Source organism: Bariatricus massiliensis (assembly GCF_900086725.1).
Lineage (GTDB): Bacteria > Bacillota > Clostridia > Lachnospirales > Lachnospiraceae > Allocoprococcus > Allocoprococcus massiliensis.
Map to the genome: position 1 here is coordinate 1,005,063 of NZ_LT574837.1, position 16,896 is coordinate 1,021,958.

Annotated in this window: 15 protein-coding genes; 3 read left to right on the plus strand and 12 right to left on the minus strand. The window is 43.2% G+C overall.

The window, feature by feature from the left end:
- Both BN6465_RS11070 and BN6465_RS11075 read right to left on the minus strand, forming a co-directional pair.
- Positions 1–2,013 (minus strand): hybrid sensor histidine kinase/response regulator, encoded by a 2,013-nt coding sequence (locus BN6465_RS11070; RefSeq protein WP_154670244.1) that lies wholly within the window; start codon positions 2,011–2,013, stop codon positions 1–3.
- A 485-nt stretch (positions 2,014–2,498) separates the two neighbouring features.
- Entirely contained in the window at positions 2,499–4,304 is a 1,806-nt protein-coding gene (locus BN6465_RS11075; RefSeq protein ID WP_066734779.1) for a glycerophosphodiester phosphodiesterase family protein, read from the minus strand.
- Between the two features lie 181 nt (positions 4,305–4,485).
- Between BN6465_RS11075 and BN6465_RS11080 the strand changes: the two genes are divergently transcribed.
- The 3 genes from BN6465_RS11080 to BN6465_RS11090 are packed head-to-tail and all read left to right on the plus strand — an operon-like array spanning position 4,486 to position 6,044.
- On the plus strand, positions 4,486–4,800 hold the full coding sequence (locus tag BN6465_RS11080) for a hypothetical protein (protein ID WP_066734780.1): 315 nt from the start codon (positions 4,486–4,488) through the stop codon (positions 4,798–4,800).
- Positions 4,801–4,816: 16 nt separating this feature from the next.
- A complete protein-coding gene (locus BN6465_RS11085) occupies positions 4,817–5,299 on the plus strand; it encodes an RNA polymerase sigma factor (RefSeq protein ID WP_066734787.1) in 483 nt (160 codons plus the stop codon).
- A complete protein-coding gene (locus BN6465_RS11090; RefSeq protein ID WP_066734788.1) occupies positions 5,292–6,044 on the plus strand; it encodes an anti-sigma-I factor RsgI family protein in 753 nt (250 codons plus the stop codon). Before BN6465_RS11085 ends, BN6465_RS11090 begins: the two co-directional genes overlap by 8 nt.
- Positions 6,045–6,119: 75 nt before the next feature.
- On the opposite strand, the gene BN6465_RS11095 is transcribed toward BN6465_RS11090, so the two are convergent.
- From BN6465_RS11095 to BN6465_RS11140, 10 genes are all read right to left on the minus strand, one after another.
- A complete protein-coding gene (locus tag BN6465_RS11095) occupies positions 6,120–7,358 on the minus strand; it encodes an ROK family transcriptional regulator (RefSeq protein WP_066734791.1) in 1,239 nt (412 codons plus the stop codon).
- Between the two features lie 95 nt (positions 7,359–7,453).
- Complete coding sequence (rbsD, locus tag BN6465_RS11100; RefSeq protein ID WP_066734794.1) at positions 7,454–7,891, minus strand: D-ribose pyranase; 438 nt, start codon at positions 7,889–7,891, stop codon at positions 7,454–7,456.
- A 20-nt stretch (positions 7,892–7,911) separates the two neighbouring features.
- Complete coding sequence (locus BN6465_RS11105; RefSeq protein ID WP_066734796.1) at positions 7,912–8,673, minus strand: SDR family NAD(P)-dependent oxidoreductase; 762 nt, start codon at positions 8,671–8,673, stop codon at positions 7,912–7,914.
- Positions 8,674–8,684: 11 nt separating this feature from the next.
- A complete protein-coding gene (locus BN6465_RS11110) occupies positions 8,685–9,629 on the minus strand; it encodes an aldo/keto reductase (protein WP_066734798.1) in 945 nt (314 codons plus the stop codon).
- Positions 9,619–11,109, minus strand: coding sequence for an FGGY-family carbohydrate kinase (locus tag BN6465_RS11115; RefSeq protein ID WP_082891660.1), 1,491 nt, complete (start codon positions 11,107–11,109; stop codon positions 9,619–9,621). The genes BN6465_RS11110 and BN6465_RS11115 overlap by 11 nt, the downstream gene beginning before the upstream one ends.
- 6 nt (positions 11,110–11,115) lie before the next feature.
- Positions 11,116–12,165 (minus strand): 2-hydroxyacid dehydrogenase, encoded by a 1,050-nt coding sequence (locus BN6465_RS11120; RefSeq protein ID WP_066734803.1) that lies wholly within the window; start codon positions 12,163–12,165, stop codon positions 11,116–11,118.
- Positions 12,166–12,194: 29 nt separating this feature from the next.
- Entirely contained in the window at positions 12,195–13,370 is a 1,176-nt protein-coding gene (locus tag BN6465_RS11125) for a zinc-dependent alcohol dehydrogenase (RefSeq protein ID WP_066734806.1), read from the minus strand.
- Positions 13,371–13,390: 20 nt separating this feature from the next.
- On the minus strand, positions 13,391–14,359 hold the full coding sequence (locus tag BN6465_RS11130; protein WP_066734809.1) for an ABC transporter permease: 969 nt from the start codon (positions 14,357–14,359) through the stop codon (positions 13,391–13,393).
- A 12-nt stretch (positions 14,360–14,371) separates the two neighbouring features.
- A complete protein-coding gene (locus tag BN6465_RS11135; protein WP_066734811.1) occupies positions 14,372–15,364 on the minus strand; it encodes an ABC transporter permease in 993 nt (330 codons plus the stop codon).
- Entirely contained in the window at positions 15,354–16,880 is a 1,527-nt protein-coding gene (locus BN6465_RS11140) for a sugar ABC transporter ATP-binding protein (RefSeq protein ID WP_066734813.1), read from the minus strand. Before BN6465_RS11140 ends, BN6465_RS11135 begins: the two co-directional genes overlap by 11 nt.
- Positions 16,881–16,896 lie beyond the last annotated feature (16 nt).

Here is a 16,896-nt window from a genome sequence, read left to right on the forward strand (position 1 = left end):
TTATTTTCCCTCCGATTTTATATGTCCGATTTTTTTCAGAAGCTTTTCTATATTCAACGGTTTCGTAATCACATCATTCATTCCTGACTCTAGTGCTTTGTCCAAATCCTCTTGAAAAGCATTGGCAGTTACTGCAAAAATCGTAATTGTCTTGGCGTCCGAGTGGGAGCTCTGCCGAATACACCGGGCAGCATCGTACCCATTCATCACCGGCATTTGCACATCCATTAAAATGAGATCAAAGGAATGTTCCTGACTGGCCTCAAAAATGTCCACAGCTTCTTTGCCATTGACAGCCTCTGTCAAAAGACATCCTTTTTCTTCTAGAACCGTTGTTATAATCATTCTGTTCAGCTCATTATCTTCAACTACCAGAATATGTGTACCTTTAATGTCAATGACCTCTTCCTGAGCGCTTTCCCTTTTTACTGCACCAGATTCCTTCGAGATAAGAAATGGAATCGTGATGGTAAAAATACTTCCCTGTTCCGGTTTACTCTCCACGGAAATAGTTCCCTTCATCTTCTCTACCAGATTCTTGCTGATTGTAGTTCCAAGTCCTGTTCCATTTTTATAAATTCTCCGGTTCTCCTGCTCAAAAGGCTGCCAAATTCTGTCCAGAAAGTCCAAGCTCATCCCACATCCATTATCTTTGATTACAAAGGTGGTGTATACGACCTCTCCTTCTTTCTTTTGTTCAGCTGTCAAAGTAACAGTCCCGCCTTCCGGCGTAAATTTGATAGCATTGCCAAGAATATTCATGAGAATCTGCTTAATACGAATCTGGTCACCTATAATCCAGTTTTGCGTCAAATCATGATATTCCATTGTAAATGCTATACGTTTATCATGGGCCTGTGTCTCCAACAACTTTTCCACCTCAGACAAAAGTTCATTCAAGTCCAAATCACGGTAAATGAGTTCTAGCTGTCCGCTTTCTATTTTAGACATGTCCAAAACGTCATTAATAATATCCTTCAAAAATGTAGTCGTAACCATTGTCTTTTGTAGATATTCTGTTAATTTTTCCTTATTATCCAAGCTTTGCAGCATAAGATAACAAAGTCCGGAAATACCATTGAGCGGCGTCCGAATCTCATGGCTCATGCTGGTCAAAAATTTGGTCTTCGTTTGTTCGACAATGCGAAGCGTCTTTACTTCATTCATTTTCCGATAAATAAAGATTACGATTGCCAGACACGCGACTCCGATTATGATAAAAAATACCAGCGACTGCATGAGCAGGCGGTTTACTTGGTTTGTTGTAATCTTATCAGAGAACTGGACTACCAGATTCCATCCCGAGTGATACGGATCGTCCAAAGGTTCAATCAGCGTATAAAACCCTTTTCCATCCATAGAAAATCGGAAAAGCTGTTTCTCTCCCCTTTGAATGCCGGATTGTATATCCTTTTGTGTGAATCCTCTCTGCAATGTAACGCCTTCTAAAAACTCCAAATAGTTATTCGCCGAGGTGTTGTCATAAACGGTGCTGGAAGTAATAATTTCTCCGGTAGACTGCATAATAACAGTCATCCCCATCTCATCAAAGCTTTCCAGCCGCATGTGCTCAGCAATGAAAGTAACGGGAACCAGACCGATAATACCCACAATAGATTCTTGTCCACATTGGATAGCGTCGGCCAGATGAGTCCCGCACACCATATATTCTCCCCAATGTTCACGAGTCGTTTCTCGATAAATCGACGCAAAAGAGCCTTCTGCATTTATGTAATCATCGCTCCAACCCATCTCTTCCAGATTGGTTCTTAATGCTGTATGAGAGTATACCACTCCCTGTTCAGTAACTAAATATAATCTCTGGAACGTTCCCGCAACAACGTTAAGCTTCAAATCATTTAACGCCTCTGGCATCGTATATTCTCTGGATGCTCCGAAACGATCCGTGATTGTTGTAAGTGACATCCACATGCTATCCATTTGATTTAACATGTTCTGCTGGTCATGCTCGGCAATCTGCTCCATAAAAGAAACCGTTGTCTCATGAATCACATCTCGAATATTTTTCTGATAGATCCAATACCCGATAGACAAAAGGAGAATTACAGCCACAATCAATGAAATTAACGGAAATACTCTTCATTTTTTTTGTTTCATGCTTATCCCTCCTTTTCTTGGTACCCTACCCAAATTATTATAATATAGCCCGCTCTGTTTTACAACATAGAACTGAATAATCATTTTACGGATAACGAATATCTTAATTCGTTTTTAAGATTTTTTCGTTTTCTTTAATTTTTTGAACATAATTTGAACACATTTTCCTATTATACTGATAATCAGATAGTTGATTAACACACAACTATCTCCCCCCTCATAAAGTAAAGCAATCGGGTTTTCCCGATTGCCACACTTTACTCTCATTCCTTTAAATAACTATAAAAACTACGAAAACCCGCCAGCCATAAGGTTAGCGGGTTTTCGCTGTTCTTCAGATACTACATAAGTCATACTGCTCATTCCCGTACTCTCTCAATTCACTTAATCGTTGAACCAGTATCAAAGAACATCTCAAGGATTCCATTCAGCACAAGGCTATCCCAAGTCTGCATTGTATAATACTGCACCAATTCCGGATTGTCTGTCACAATACCATTGACCTGACACTGCAGGTTTTTATTGATTGTTTCTTCTGAGTTTGCCGTCCAGCCATATGCCTTTTTCCCCTGCAGATGCATTATGCTGACCATCTCTCTCGTTATAGATGTGGTTTCCACACTGAATGCATCAACAAAATTAATATCATACTGCCCGGAAAAGATGAGGGGCGTAATGTAAACAGTCTCCATTTTAGGCTGAATGTCTTTTACCTCTTTTAAAATGTCAAGATTTAAGGAACCGATATTGCATTGGTCGGTCATATCATATTTTTGAATCAGTTTCATCACCTCTGGTACCAGATTATCCTCATGGCCCGTAAGCTTTAGCTCTATCATCACTTGAATTCTATCCTTTGCGCGCTGTAGGACATCCTCCAGCTTCGCGACCGGCTCACCGGCAAACTCGGGCCCGAACCAGCTTCCTGCATCATACCCCTGCACTTCCGAATACTCTACTTCCCACACCTTTTTGTTATGTCCAGTAATACGCTTAAAATTATCATCATGCAGCAGAATCAAAGTGCCGTCCTTGAGCTGCTGTACATCGATTTCCACCATATCGGCTTTCACATCAATAGCCTTATCCAACGCAGCCATAGTATTTTCCGGTGCAAATATAGTTCCTCCACGATGGGCCACAATCTTCGGTCTGGTGTATGTCTGGTAAATAAAGCTTCCTCCCAGCTCAGTCTCGGTAAACATGGTCAGAATAACAACGGCGGCCACCAGCGTTACAATCCGTTTTAGGATGTGGAATCTGCCGCCCCTCTTGCAGACATTCCGCTCTGGCCTGATATCCTCTCTATATTGATGAAGCAATGTAGTTAATATAGAAAAGAACCAAACCACACCAATAATGCTGATAACTAAAACAACTACCGGCACAGCTCTTGTAAAGTAAGTCACAAAAGAGCTGACGGCTTCTGCCGGAGATTTCAAAAACTTTGTAAAAATAACCAGTCCAATCACAGCAACGCCAAGAATAGCCGCCACTGCAGCGCCAAAAATAGCAAAAGCTGCCAGCAGACGTCCAACCGTGGCTGTTTTACGCTTCTTTAAGAGACGCATCCCCCCTTGCCACGCCTTCTTAATAGGCTCATCTTGAAATAAAGTGAGTGGCAGAAAAAATAAAAACAAAAAATAAATAATATTCGCGATGGCCGCAATAATAATAAAAGCAAAAAATAATATTGGCTTTTGCTTGATAAAGTCCATCACAAACTCAGGAATACGTAACCACTGCAAAATATAGGGAGTAAATGGCAGGGCCGTCAGTATCGTCGTAAGGATGAATCCTACGAACAGCAATATATTTTTTATATAAAATAGCTTTCTGCATTGGCGCAGTGTATCCTTCAGTAATGTTACAATAGACAACCGCCGTCTCTGCCATCCCGCTTCACAGTAGACGTACAATGCCACAGTTTCAAAAAACACCGTAAAAGTGACCACCAAAATCATGCCGGTAAATAAAACAGCGGCGGCCGGATTTATCAAAACTAAATATAAATTCTCAGACGTTAAATATGGCACTCTTATCACTTTTAATATTAGTGACAGCAAATCGCTTATTATTCCATAAATGCCAGAATAACAGAAAACTTTGTACAGCAGATTGAAAAGTAACAGCGTTGGCCAATTTTTAAGTAAAATATCTAAAGAACATTTGACAAGTCGTTTCATGTGCACCTCCACTCATTAACTATCGAAACCAATACTTTAAATTATACCCATTCAAATCATTTTACATGAACTGTGAATTATAGTAAAATATAATTATTAAAAAAATTGAATGGATTTTCATTTCACATTCGTATTATATATGAAGTCATATATGGCTATCCTAATTATTGGAGGAGAAGAAATGAAAAAATTATTAGCTGGTATCTTTACAACGGTGTTACTGCTTACCGCCGGCACAGCAGGCGTCATGGCAGCCGATTCAAAGGATAAGGTATGTCCGAGTGCGGACAGATGTTCTGTAAACTGCAATACTTTGTCTGCGGCATGCAGATACACAGATGAGAACAGTGCCGGTATCTGCGACAACCTTGGTACAACTTGCGATAACGACAGGAATCATGTAGAGGAAAACCATCATTCTGACCACAATGCAAGTAACTGCCGGCAAGACGGCCATACTCAAAGGCATGGCCACGGGGGAAATCATCACAACTAGCAAATGAGGGCTGATTATGCGGAGTGAACGAGAGGTTACCCTAGCAATTGAGCGGTACGCTGATACCGTGAGGCGGATTTGTATGATTCATTTAAAAAACTATGCCGATACGGAGGACATATTTCAAACAGTATTTTTGAAGTATGTCCTTAGTTCTGTTTCATTCTCCAGCGCAGAGCACGAGAAGGCATGGTTCATTCGTGTTACAATCAATGCCTGTAAAGACCTGATTAAAAGTTTTTTCCGCAGTCATACTGTTTCTATAGATGAGGTAATCGAACAGCCGGCTGAACTCCCTCCTGACAACAGAGAGGTTCTGGAGGCCGTTCTTTCCCTCCCCGCAAAGTACAGGGATGTCATTTATCTCCATTATTATGAAGATTATCCTGCTCCCCAGATCAGCAAGATTCTCGGAAAAAACGTCAATACAGTATATACGCTCCTGACACGTGCCAAAAAGATGCTGAAGGATAAGCTGGGAGGTGAAGAATTTGAATAAGAGATTAAAAGAAGCCTTCGACAACATACATGCGGAAGAGGACTTGAAAAACAAAACGAGGGTATTTCTTGCCCAGAAAACACGCAGGACTTATGCTTATAAGCGCTTCATCCCCGCCGTGGTGTGCCTCTTATTTGTATTGATAGGATTTGGAGGCTACCATGTTTATTTCACTCCCACTTCATTTATAAGCATTGACATCAATCCGTCCTTTGAGCTTGGAGTGAACCGTTTTGACAGAATCGTCTCCATTCAAGGCTATAACAAAGACGGCGACCGATTGGCTGATTCGTTGAATGTACGGTTTTTAAACTACACACAAGCCTTGAAACAAATACTGGAAAATGATGATGTTGAAGCCTATCTGTCACGTGATGAATTATTGTCCATCGCCGTGATAAGCTCGGACGAGACACGAAATGAGCAGATGCTTTCCCACATTGAAGCCTGTACGTCAGAGCATGAGAACACGCATTGTTCTTCGGCTGATTCTAAAGAAGTGGAAGGCGCTCATGAGTCCGGCCTGTCCTGTGGCAAGTATAAAGCATATTTAGAATTAAAGGCTCTTGACCCCGATATTACCGTAGAAGATATACAGGGGATGACGATGAGGGAAATATGGGATTTGATAGACTCCCTGTCTCCAAACGCTTCTTCCAAAGTGAGGGACGGCGCACATACTGAAGATAATCATGATAAAAAAGAAGACCGGCACAATGGCAGGCATTCCAACGGACACGATTGATCTGGCAGATTCTTATTAAAATAATCCTCCGCTTCGACGATTAGAAATCAAAAAGCGGAGGATTATTAATTCCATTTAAAAGATTCCAATATCACTAAATAATAAGTCAAACACATACTTGGCGCCTCCCACCAAAGCCGGATCATTTTTTGTCTGGCGCTCCGCCAAAAAGGTGCCGATGCGCTTGGCTTTATCCTCACTGGTATATTTAGACGCCTCTTTTTGGAGTTCTTCCACAAAACCCATAAGAGCGGGAATCTCATCTCCAATCAAAATAACGTCCGGATCCAGCAGATTCAATATCTGTGCAAACAAATACCCAAGATAGTAGACTACTTCTTCATATACTTTTTTGCACAGCGCATCGCCCCTACCGTATCCTGCTATAATATCACGGACATTAAGCTCCTCTTTCTGTGCTATACAAGAATCCGGATACTCATAGAGCAATTCCTTCGCCCGCTGCAAAAGTGCGGGCACCGTTACAACATCTTTATAAGTCTTACCACTATTCCGGTCTATCGGCAGATCCCGCAGCTGTCCGCACAATCCCTCCATGCCATAGAGCAGTTCATTGTTGACAATAATAGCCCCCTCTAAATCATAGCTCAACTGTACGTTGACCATCATGGCATAGTCATCATCCATATGTTTATACTCTTTATATCTATCCCATGCTTCATAGGAAGAAAAGTTAATTGCCCTGTTGACAAAGGTCTTATATCCAATCTTCTGATAAACAAGCTTGCCTATGGGGCAATACTGCTGCCTTTGTTCGTCCCAGATAGCATAATCATTGTTCATCAGCCGGTATAGATGTTCTACGCCAATAATGATACTGAGTATCTTTTCTTTGTCTACTATCTTTTCTATTTCCTTTATATGCTTTTCAATAAGTCCCAGCACTTCTTCTATATAATCTTCCGTCTCAAAAAATATCTTCTGCACATATAAAGGCTGTATGTGTAAATCAAACAAGGCAATTTTTATATATACTCCAGTAAGCCGGACCACAATTGTATAAAACTGCTGCATCATGGTAAAAGATTTCACGCGCCGTCCGTTTCCGCCGTCTATCATTCCATTTTCACGGACAAGTCCCTGTTCCAGCAGCTCTTTCATAATAATCGTCACAGTAGCCTGCTGTAGACCAGATTCCTCGGCCAACTGCTTTCTTGAAATCTCCCCATGTTCTCTTATCAATTGAAGTATTAGATTTCTATTATCCTGCAGCATTGTCGATGCATTTTTACCATTCTTCTGCATTTTTTTAATCGCCGAAAACCTTGGGTCATATGTATGAACTCTAGACACAATTTAGTCTCCTTTCCATTATGCATAGCTTTAATTATTATTATTTTAACATAAAGTTTTTTAATTGTATGCAACTATTGCACTTTATTGGTAAATTATACCACATCAAAGCTTATGTTCAATGTCTCATTCATTTCCCTCACGCCCGTAGCGGAGGTAAGGAGAATATTGGAAGCCGGCTTTAATTCCCCTGTCCTTATAAATAACTTCGCTTCTTTTGAAACTTCTATAAAGTCCTCCATGGAAATTTCAGATGATTTTTGATTGACAAATATTTCCTTTACTTCGTCATAATATTCTTTATTATGTACCTTCATAAAGTCAAAAATAATATATTCCTCAAAAATCATTTCATTTAAAACCGCCTTTAATGTCTGCATAAATGTAGGAATTCCTGCGACTAGAGACACATCGACAACAGTCGCGCCTTTAGGAATGGGGAAACCCGCGTCACAGATAACCAATTTATCTAAATGACGTAATTTGGTTAACTCATACATTAAGTTTGCGTTTAGAACACCTGATTTTTTCATAAACCTTTACCTCCTTCAGATTATATCAAAGTACCTCCTGTACAGTCTACAACCGCCCCTATCATTTGGCTGAACAATGGTGAGGCAAGAACCGCGGCTGCACGGCCGATGTCCTGAGGCTGCGCAAATTCTCCTGCCGGCAGCAGCTTCTTCACCCTCTCAGTCCGCTCCTCCCCGTCTATATGCAACCGCTCAGTTCTCACATACCCGGGAACAATGCCGTTTACATAGATGCCATACTGGATAAACTCTTTCGCCATTCCCCTCGTCAATGCAGTAAGCGCCCCCTTATTTGCCACATACGCCAAGTTGTTGACGCTGCTGGATAAAATAGCAGATTTAGATAAAATATTTACGATGTGTCCTCCCTGTTCATGGCCAATACAGTACTTCACAAACTCCCTGCTCATATAGAAGGCTGGATTCAGCAGGCCTTCGCCTGCTGTTCTCCATTCTTCCGCTGAAATGTTCTGAAACGCATTAGGAGCGTAGCCTCCTGCGGCATTATTTATGAGAATCTCCGCCCGGCCAAACATCCGCACTGTCTCATCGAACAAGGCTTGCGCCTCTTCCTCTTTTGATACGTCCGCCTGGACAGCCACCGCTTCTACCTGATACTTCCGCTTGAGGTTCTGGGCAAATTCCTCCGCTTCCTTCTGCCGTGAGCGGTAGTTGACGGCTACATTACACCCCTCGCCTGCCAGTACCTCCGAGATACCTGCTCCGATTCCCTTTGCCCCGCCAGTTACTATCGCCGTCCGTCCTGCTAACTTTAAGTCCATTCTTTCTCCTTCTACAAATAGGTGTCAATCGCACTGTCAATCTGTTTCATTTCCTCATCAGACAGTTCCCATTCAAAACCACTGCAGTTTTCAATTGCCTCCGCTTCGTTTCTTACTCCACAAAGAGAGGTATGTACATATTCCTTTTGGGCATTCCAGTTCACTGCCACCTGAGCCACCGGAGCGTTATGCTTCCCGGCAATCTCATCCAGTACTTTCAGTAACTGCATGACTTTAGAAAACTTAGGCTCTTTAAAGAAATCATAGAATACTAACCTCATATCGTCCGGCGCAAAATCGGGAAGTTCACGGATAGCTCCCGTCAATATTCCTGCCCCCAGTGAGCCATAAGTCATGTTTGCAATTCCGTTGGAGCAAGTCCATTTCATCAGCTCTTCCTGACTTCTATTCACCATAGAATAGGGCGGCTGGAAGGCATCGATCTGCCCATATTTTCTAATCTCTTCAATCTGTTCCTGTTCAAAGTTGGAGACTCCTATATACCGGATTTTACCCTGCCTTTTGAGGGTATTTAAAGCTTCCATTGTTTCCTCGAAGGGTGTATTGTGCTGGATATCCGGCCAATGGATCACCATCAAATCAATATAATCTGTCCTCAGGTTCCTGAGCGATTCCTCGCAAAGTCTGAAAACCGTCTCTTTTCTGGCGTCCTTTACGAACCCCTCTTTCTCATCATTGTATACACCGGTCTTCGTTGTAATATATATCTTATCTCTTCTTCCTTCCAGCGCCTCGCCCACGACCCTTTCAGACTCCCCAAAATTGTATCCCGGCGCCGTGTCGATACTATTGACGCCACAGTCAAGCATGGCATGAATCGCTCTGATAGAATCCGACTTATTGACCTCTCCCCAGTTTGCCCCACCAATCGCCCATGTTCCCACTGTCAATGCAGACACATTCATATCCGTCGCTCCAAATTGTTTATATCTCATAACTTTTTTCCTCCTTTGTATAACCCATTTTTTCCATGAATCCCTTATACTTTTTCTCGTACTTTTCATGTACTTCTAAATCGGGGATAAATACATCAGCTACGTGTACCATATGCTCTACCGCCTCATCCAGTGATTGGTATTTCCCAATCCTGACCGCGGCAAGAACAGCGGCTCCCAGAGACGATATCTGAATATTTTTCATTCTTTCAATCCTTTTCCCGGAAACGTCAGCCCTAAGCTGCATCCATTCGTCTGAATTTGCCGCGCCCCCACCGATTCTGACACTCTCTACTTTGGTTTTCCGGCAGCTTTCACAGTCCTCGATCAATCTCCGGTTCTCAAACGTCAATGCTTCTATTACAGCTTGGAACATATCCCTTTTTGTCGTGGTAACTCCTATCCCCTCTATCTTTCCTCGGTTTCCGTCAAGTGTGGGGTGTACCAATACGGTGCTGCCGCCTTCAAATTGAACACTGTCCCAGTATTTTCTGTAAGCCTCCTGACTTGTGTCCTCATTAATCTCTCTCATGAACCATTCCAAAGTCGCTCCTGCAGTAGGAATCGCTCCCAGACATACAGAAGTATTAGGAAGAGGCCCGTTATAAGAACGAAGCGGCGACTCTGGCCGTTCTATGGACAGATTCACAATTCCTGCCGACAAATATCCCACATGGTCAAAGGTGCCCGTGATATCTCCCAGAATACTGTAACTTTCGTCAATGACTCCCATACCGATTAAGCCCACGTCACAATCATGCCCTCCGGCAATGACAGGCAGTACTTTTTTAAATCTTACGTCCCCATAAGTATTCACATAGCCTGCAATCTCTCCTGTCGCAATAATCTCCGTCCCCAAAGCTTCCTCTGAGATACCAAGTACATCCAAAAAGCGTTTGGACCAAGTTTGATTTTCTAATGTACACAGCTGCTTTCTGGCCGCCATCGTATAGTCATTGACGGGGGAGAGCCCCAGCTTTCTAAAAATATACTGTTGCTGCGTATCGTAGGCCACGGCCTTTTTGTCTGCCTCCTCCACATGATTTTTATACCACAATAGCTTGGCGCCGAATTTGTATGGCATATAAGTATCCCCGATGATTTTCTTCTGTTCCTCCTCGGGAATCATACTACAGATATATTCCGCCTCTTCTGCCCCCCGCGAATCCGTACACAGGATACAGTCGTTCAGTGCATTCCCTTTGCGATCTACGGGAATCAGATTATCTCCAAAAAATGAAAATGCAATAGCCGCCGGCTCTTCATATTCGGCCATTTGTTCCATTACCCTCCCCATACACTCCTGAGAAAAATCCCATAGATGGTCTACGGATATTTCTGCATACCCGGATTTTATAGATTTGACCAGATATTTTTTTGAGGCGGAATGAAGAATATCCCCATTGTCAGTATCGATTGCATTTACACGTACATTGGAAGTCCCATAGTCCACGACCAAAATGACTTCTTTTTTCATCATATTCTCCTATCGATTTACTACATTTTTCCACTCACCAGTTTCAAAATAATGCTCCAGCGTACCCAGCATGATATCCATTGTCATATCAAAAATATTAGAACAGTGCCCCGCAAGATGATTCGTAATTGTTACATTGTCGAGAGTGAGTAGCGGATGATCCTCCGGCAGAGGCTCCTGATGAAATACATCTAAACCGACTCCTCCGATTTTGTGATTCTGGAGCGCATCCATCAAGCTGGCTTCATCTACCAGTCCTGCCCTCGCTGTATTAATGAGGAAACAAGTTGGTTTCATGAGTGCAAACTGTTCCGCTCCCACCAAGCCTTCTGTCTCTGGTGTCAAGCGGTAATGGATGGAAATGACATCCGCTTTTTGGCAAAGTTCATTCAGCTCTGCCGGCTGATATCCCGCCTCTACGATTTTCGCGTCCTCCATATAAGGGTCATACACTAGGACATTCGCTTCAAATGCCTTCATGATTTTTGCCACTCTGGAACCCACCGCGCCACAGCCAATAAGTCCTACATTTTTACCCTTCAAATTCACAGAATAATCTGCATTGACAAATTGGTTATCAAAATCTCCTCTCTGCATACGCTGATGAGATCTTGCTATATTTTTCATCTCCGCAATCATAAGCCCTACCGTGAACTCTGAAACAGGTACGGCCAAACGTCCGGGGGCATTGATTACCTGCACTCCTTTTTGGGACGCGCTTGTCAGATTGATATTCTCTACACCGCTCCGCATAATACATACTGCCTCCAAATTTTCGGCTGCATTGACTGCCGCGGTGCTGACAGCGCTTATATGAGAAATAAGAATATCGGCGTCTTTCACGGCTTCAAGCAGCTCACTTTCCTCTTCCAATACATCCGGCCCATTTTTTTCCATTTCCAAGAACATTTTTGCAAACGCGTCCCCATCCTTTATGTCCTTCTGTACTTGGATATACCTTACTTCAGCCCCATACTTTTGCGCTAAAATGTCATATCTGTGCATCATTTTTGTTCCCCGGACTGTAAAATCTTCCATCACTACTATCTTTTTACTCATTTTTGCCACTCCTTTTATCTCTGTCTAATTTATTCTTCAAATGTGCACGCCGCCTTTATAAAATCAGAGTCCGCCATCTTTTTCATGACAGGTATGATTTCTTCCAGACTTGTGAACCGGTGTGTTATCAATTTTTCAAAAGGCAGTTCTTTATATCTCTTCAAAAACTTGAACGCCCGGTCAAAGCAGGATGGCGTATTTGCTACAACGCTTGTTATATGCGCATTTTTTTCAAAAACGACCGCTGGAATATTGATTTCCGATACAATTCCGGCGCCGAAATCCATCGCGTTTCCAATCTCTACATAAGTCCCGAGTTTACGTACCATACGCAGGCCTTCAACACATGACGAGGGGTGGTTGGCTCCGTTGATAACAATATTTGCTCCTCCTTCTGTCAGCTCCAAAATCTTTGCCACTCTCTCATCGGATGTCATTTTAGACACATTTAACGCCACATCCACATTTGCGATTTCTTTTGCGTTCTCAAGCTTTTTGTCCACAAAATCAGTGATAATTATCTGCTGTGCCCCCATCTGCCTCAATATCATCGCCGTCATGATGCTGATAGCTCCCGCGCCGATCACAAGGCATCTAGATGAGGTGCTTAGCCCCTCTGCCAGACCGCCGATATTTGTCATTGTCTGCTCTACCGCCCTCATTGCCACTGCACATGGGTCAAGCAGCGCGGCAATTTCCCCCGGCATGTCCTCCGGAACCTTCCACACGTAAGTCCCCGGAAAGATATAGCAATATTCCGAAAAACCACCTTTAAAATGGGGCCAGACATCCGCATTATGATTCAGCATCTCTCTATTCTGTTCAAATACACCGCCGTAGATAAAATCATTTTCACAGACACCACACACACCGTCGCCATAAGTCCTGCACGTATCGCATTTGCCACAGGTGATATGAGGATAAACTACGATTCTGTCCCCCACCTTCAAATCACCGCCATAGACCTTTAACGTTTCGTTAGCACGGCTGCCCATGGAAATAATACGTCCCATGAACTCATGCCCCTCCACGCCCACAGGGTGCTCTTCTTTTAGCTTTACAAAATGCTGGTCGCTCCCGCAGATACAGAATGTCTCAATTTTGATTACCAGCCCATCCTCCCGGGCCTCCGGAACAGGATACTCTTTTATTTCCATCCCATAATATCCGGTATTTACTGCCAATTTTCCCATTTTCTCCACCATTTTTCTTCCTCCTTAATGTATTAGGCCGGTTTCTTTGCCTTTAGTTTTAACAGGGTAACAAGTGTGACCGCGACCAGCATGACAAGCCCTTGAACCAAATACTGCTGCCAAGTCTTCGCGCCAATCAGCACCATGCCATTATTTATAATATTTACCAAAAGCGCGCCTACAATCGTTCCCGGCACATTAAACACGCCCACCCTGTAAAAGGTTGCTCCAAGCATCAGCATGGTCAGCAGGTTTACAAGCGTCGTCTCCCCCAAATAAGGAGAGGCCGCGTTTAATTGGGACGCGTTGATCATACCCGCCAGCCCGCACAATACGGCGCTGATGATAAACGCCTTCATTTTCTCTTTTCTGGCGTCAATCCCAACATATTTACATGATTCACTGTTAGAGCCAACGGCATATAATTTGCGTCCGCTTGTCATACCTTCTGTGTAAATAAGAATCACAACTGCCACAACAACGAGAATAATAACCGAGACTGGAACTACGCCGCCGATTCTTTTTTGGCCAATTGCCACAAATATCTTCCCCCATGAAGAAGAGAATACCCGGCTGCTTCCTGTAATCATTTTGTTAAGCCCGTCCAAAATAAAAGACACTCCCATTGTGGCAATAAATCCGGGAATACCGATTCTCGTATGTAGAATACCGTTAATGCATCCAACAATGGCGCAGAACGCGAGTCCGGCAATCAGGGCCACAAAGTAATTTACCCCGGCCTTCGCCAGCACTGCAAGGATACATGCACCGGCTGCCAGCTCAGAGCCGCATGCAAAGTCGATTTCTCCCGTAATCATGACAAGAGACAGTCCTAAGCTTGCAATACATAGAACCACTGTAGAGCTTACGATGTTCATGACATTTCCAACTCCTATGAAGGCTGGCTGTAAGATGGTAAAAACAATTGATATCACGATTGTAAAAATAAGTAGTGCATAAGATGTTATATTGATACTTTTTTTCGCTTTGACATTCTCCATTTTCGTTCCCCCCTATCCCATCTTCACAGAAGGAAGACCTTCTTTTCTCGTCATTGCAATATAGCCCACCGCCAGAAGCAGTATGATGCCGTTCACAATATTCTGGACATAGTCCGGATAAGCACAAAATGTAATTCCATTGCTGATAATTGCGGTCAGCACCGCCGCGACCACCGTTCCCTGCACATTATAGCGTCCCGGTCTTAAAAATGTAGCGCCAAGCATCGCCGACGCCATCGCGTCCATCATAATTCCACTTCCCAGTGTATTCATGACATTACTCGTTTTGGAGGATGCCATGATGCCGGCGAACCCACATACCAGAGAGCAGATAATAAACGCAATAATCTTAATTTTAGTCACATTGATTCCTACCTGCTTACAACAGTTTTTATTGTTCCCCACCGCCTGAATGTGAGCGCCGAGCCTAGTCTTATCCATTAAGAACCACAGTAATAATGCGATAATCACAAATATCAGGGCAAGTACCGGAATCGGCCCGATATATCCCTGCCCCAGCCACTTAAATGCCGGAGGCCAGTTGCTGTAGAACATGGTCTTTCCTTCGGTCAGTAAATTGACAAACCCGTCATTGATCTTAGAAATTGCCAGTGTGGCTATAAAGGCCGGAACGCCAATGATTACGCCAAAGCAAGAATCAATCACGCCCACCAGCGCGGCCATCAGAAGTACTAGCAAAACCCCTATGATATAGACGGATACATTCCCCTTTCCAAGAATCCAGCCGAGCATCGCCGCCGTGAGGGTCGCCTCTGCCCCGACGCCAAAGTTCATCTCGCCTACAGTCATTACAATGCTTGCTCCAAGCCCCATTGTTCCTACCAATGCCGCCGTAGACAGAATATCAAGAAGATTTCCCACCTGCAGGAATCCCGGCCGCATTATGCCGAAAAAAGCAATCAACACCACATCCGCAATGAGCAAAAAATATTTTGTAACAGCCTCACCCTTTTTTGTAGAAATTGATTTGGTTCTACCTGCCATTGCCAACACCTCCTAACGCGTATCCCAAGATAGCCTCTTTATCGAATGCCTTTCTCTTTAACTCTTTTACAACGTCCCCGTTATAAAAAATATACATTCTGTCACAGACTTTCATTAATTCTTCCAATTCTGACGAAATAAAAACCACGCTTTTCTGCATCTTATCTGCCAGATTACGAATTTTAAGATATATCTCACTTTTAGCACCCAAATCCAATCCGGCTGTCGGCTCATCTACGGTGAGCAGTTTCAGATTCTCCACTTCCACCGAGCGTCCTATAATAATCTTCTGCATATTTCCACCTGACAGTTCAGAGATTAATTGATTTTTGCTGGTATACTTTGTGCCGTTTTTCTTCAGCACATCTTCCGTAAATCTTCTGCCTTCTCTTCCTTTGACCATCCCGATTTTTGTGGCAAATTTTCTGACAAATAAAGTACAAACATTTTCTACTAGATTGAGCGTCGGGAAGATACCGTTGATTCTAAGCTCCGGCGTCAAGATCATACCCTTTTGAATCATTTTATAACTGTCCCCGCCTGTTATCACTTCCCCGTCAAACGTGAACTCTTTCTTGTCCGCCATTCTGATACCTGAAATAACTTCCATAGTCTCTGTCCGCCCCGCTCCGACTAGTCCATAAAATCCTACCACCTCACCTTTACAAACGAAAAACGGCACCGCATGCTTTCTTCCGTCATAGGTGAGTTCCTGAACTTCCAAAATCTTATTTTTTTCCAGTTCACTAAAGTCCTTTTCTGGAACTTCCACCGCCTTGATCTTGTCGCTGCGGATCATGGCTCTCACACATTCTTCCTGTGTGATTTGGGGTATATCCGCTGTCATTGTTTTTTTCCCATCGGCCATCACAGTAACTTTATCGGCAATCGTGAAGATTTCCTCCAGCTTGTGTGTAATGTAGATGACCGAAATATGAAGCTCTTTGGTCAAGCGCTTAACAAAGTTCAAGAAAGGCTCTATCTCTCCTTCCCCCAGAGACGCCGTCGGCTCATCTAAAATTAAAAGCTTAGGCATAGTGGAACCCGCCCTCATAATCTCTACCAGCTGCTGGGCACCTGCTCCCAGTTTTTCCACCGGAACATCAAGAGGGACGTCAACGCCGAGACGCTCCCTCACATCCTCCGCTCTCTTCATAATGGCCTTCTGGTCCATAATAATCCCTTTCATTATCTCTGTCCCAAGGCTTATATTCTGTGCCGCTGTCATATAGCCTATAAGGTTTCTCTCCTGATAAACCATATTGATTCCTTCCTTCATGGAATCAGCAGGCCCTTTAAAATTCACTTTTTTCCCGTCAATTTCAATATGGCCTTCATCGATACTGTAAGCACCCGTCAACATTTTACACAGAGTGCTCTTTCCCGCACCGTTTTCTCCTATTAAAGCATGGACCTCATTCTTGTGAATATCAAAGCTGACGTGGTCAACGGCGGTAATCCCTGTAAATCTTTTTGTTATCCCTTTAATACTTAACAATGGCGTGGTATTTGACACGTTTATCACCTCGTTT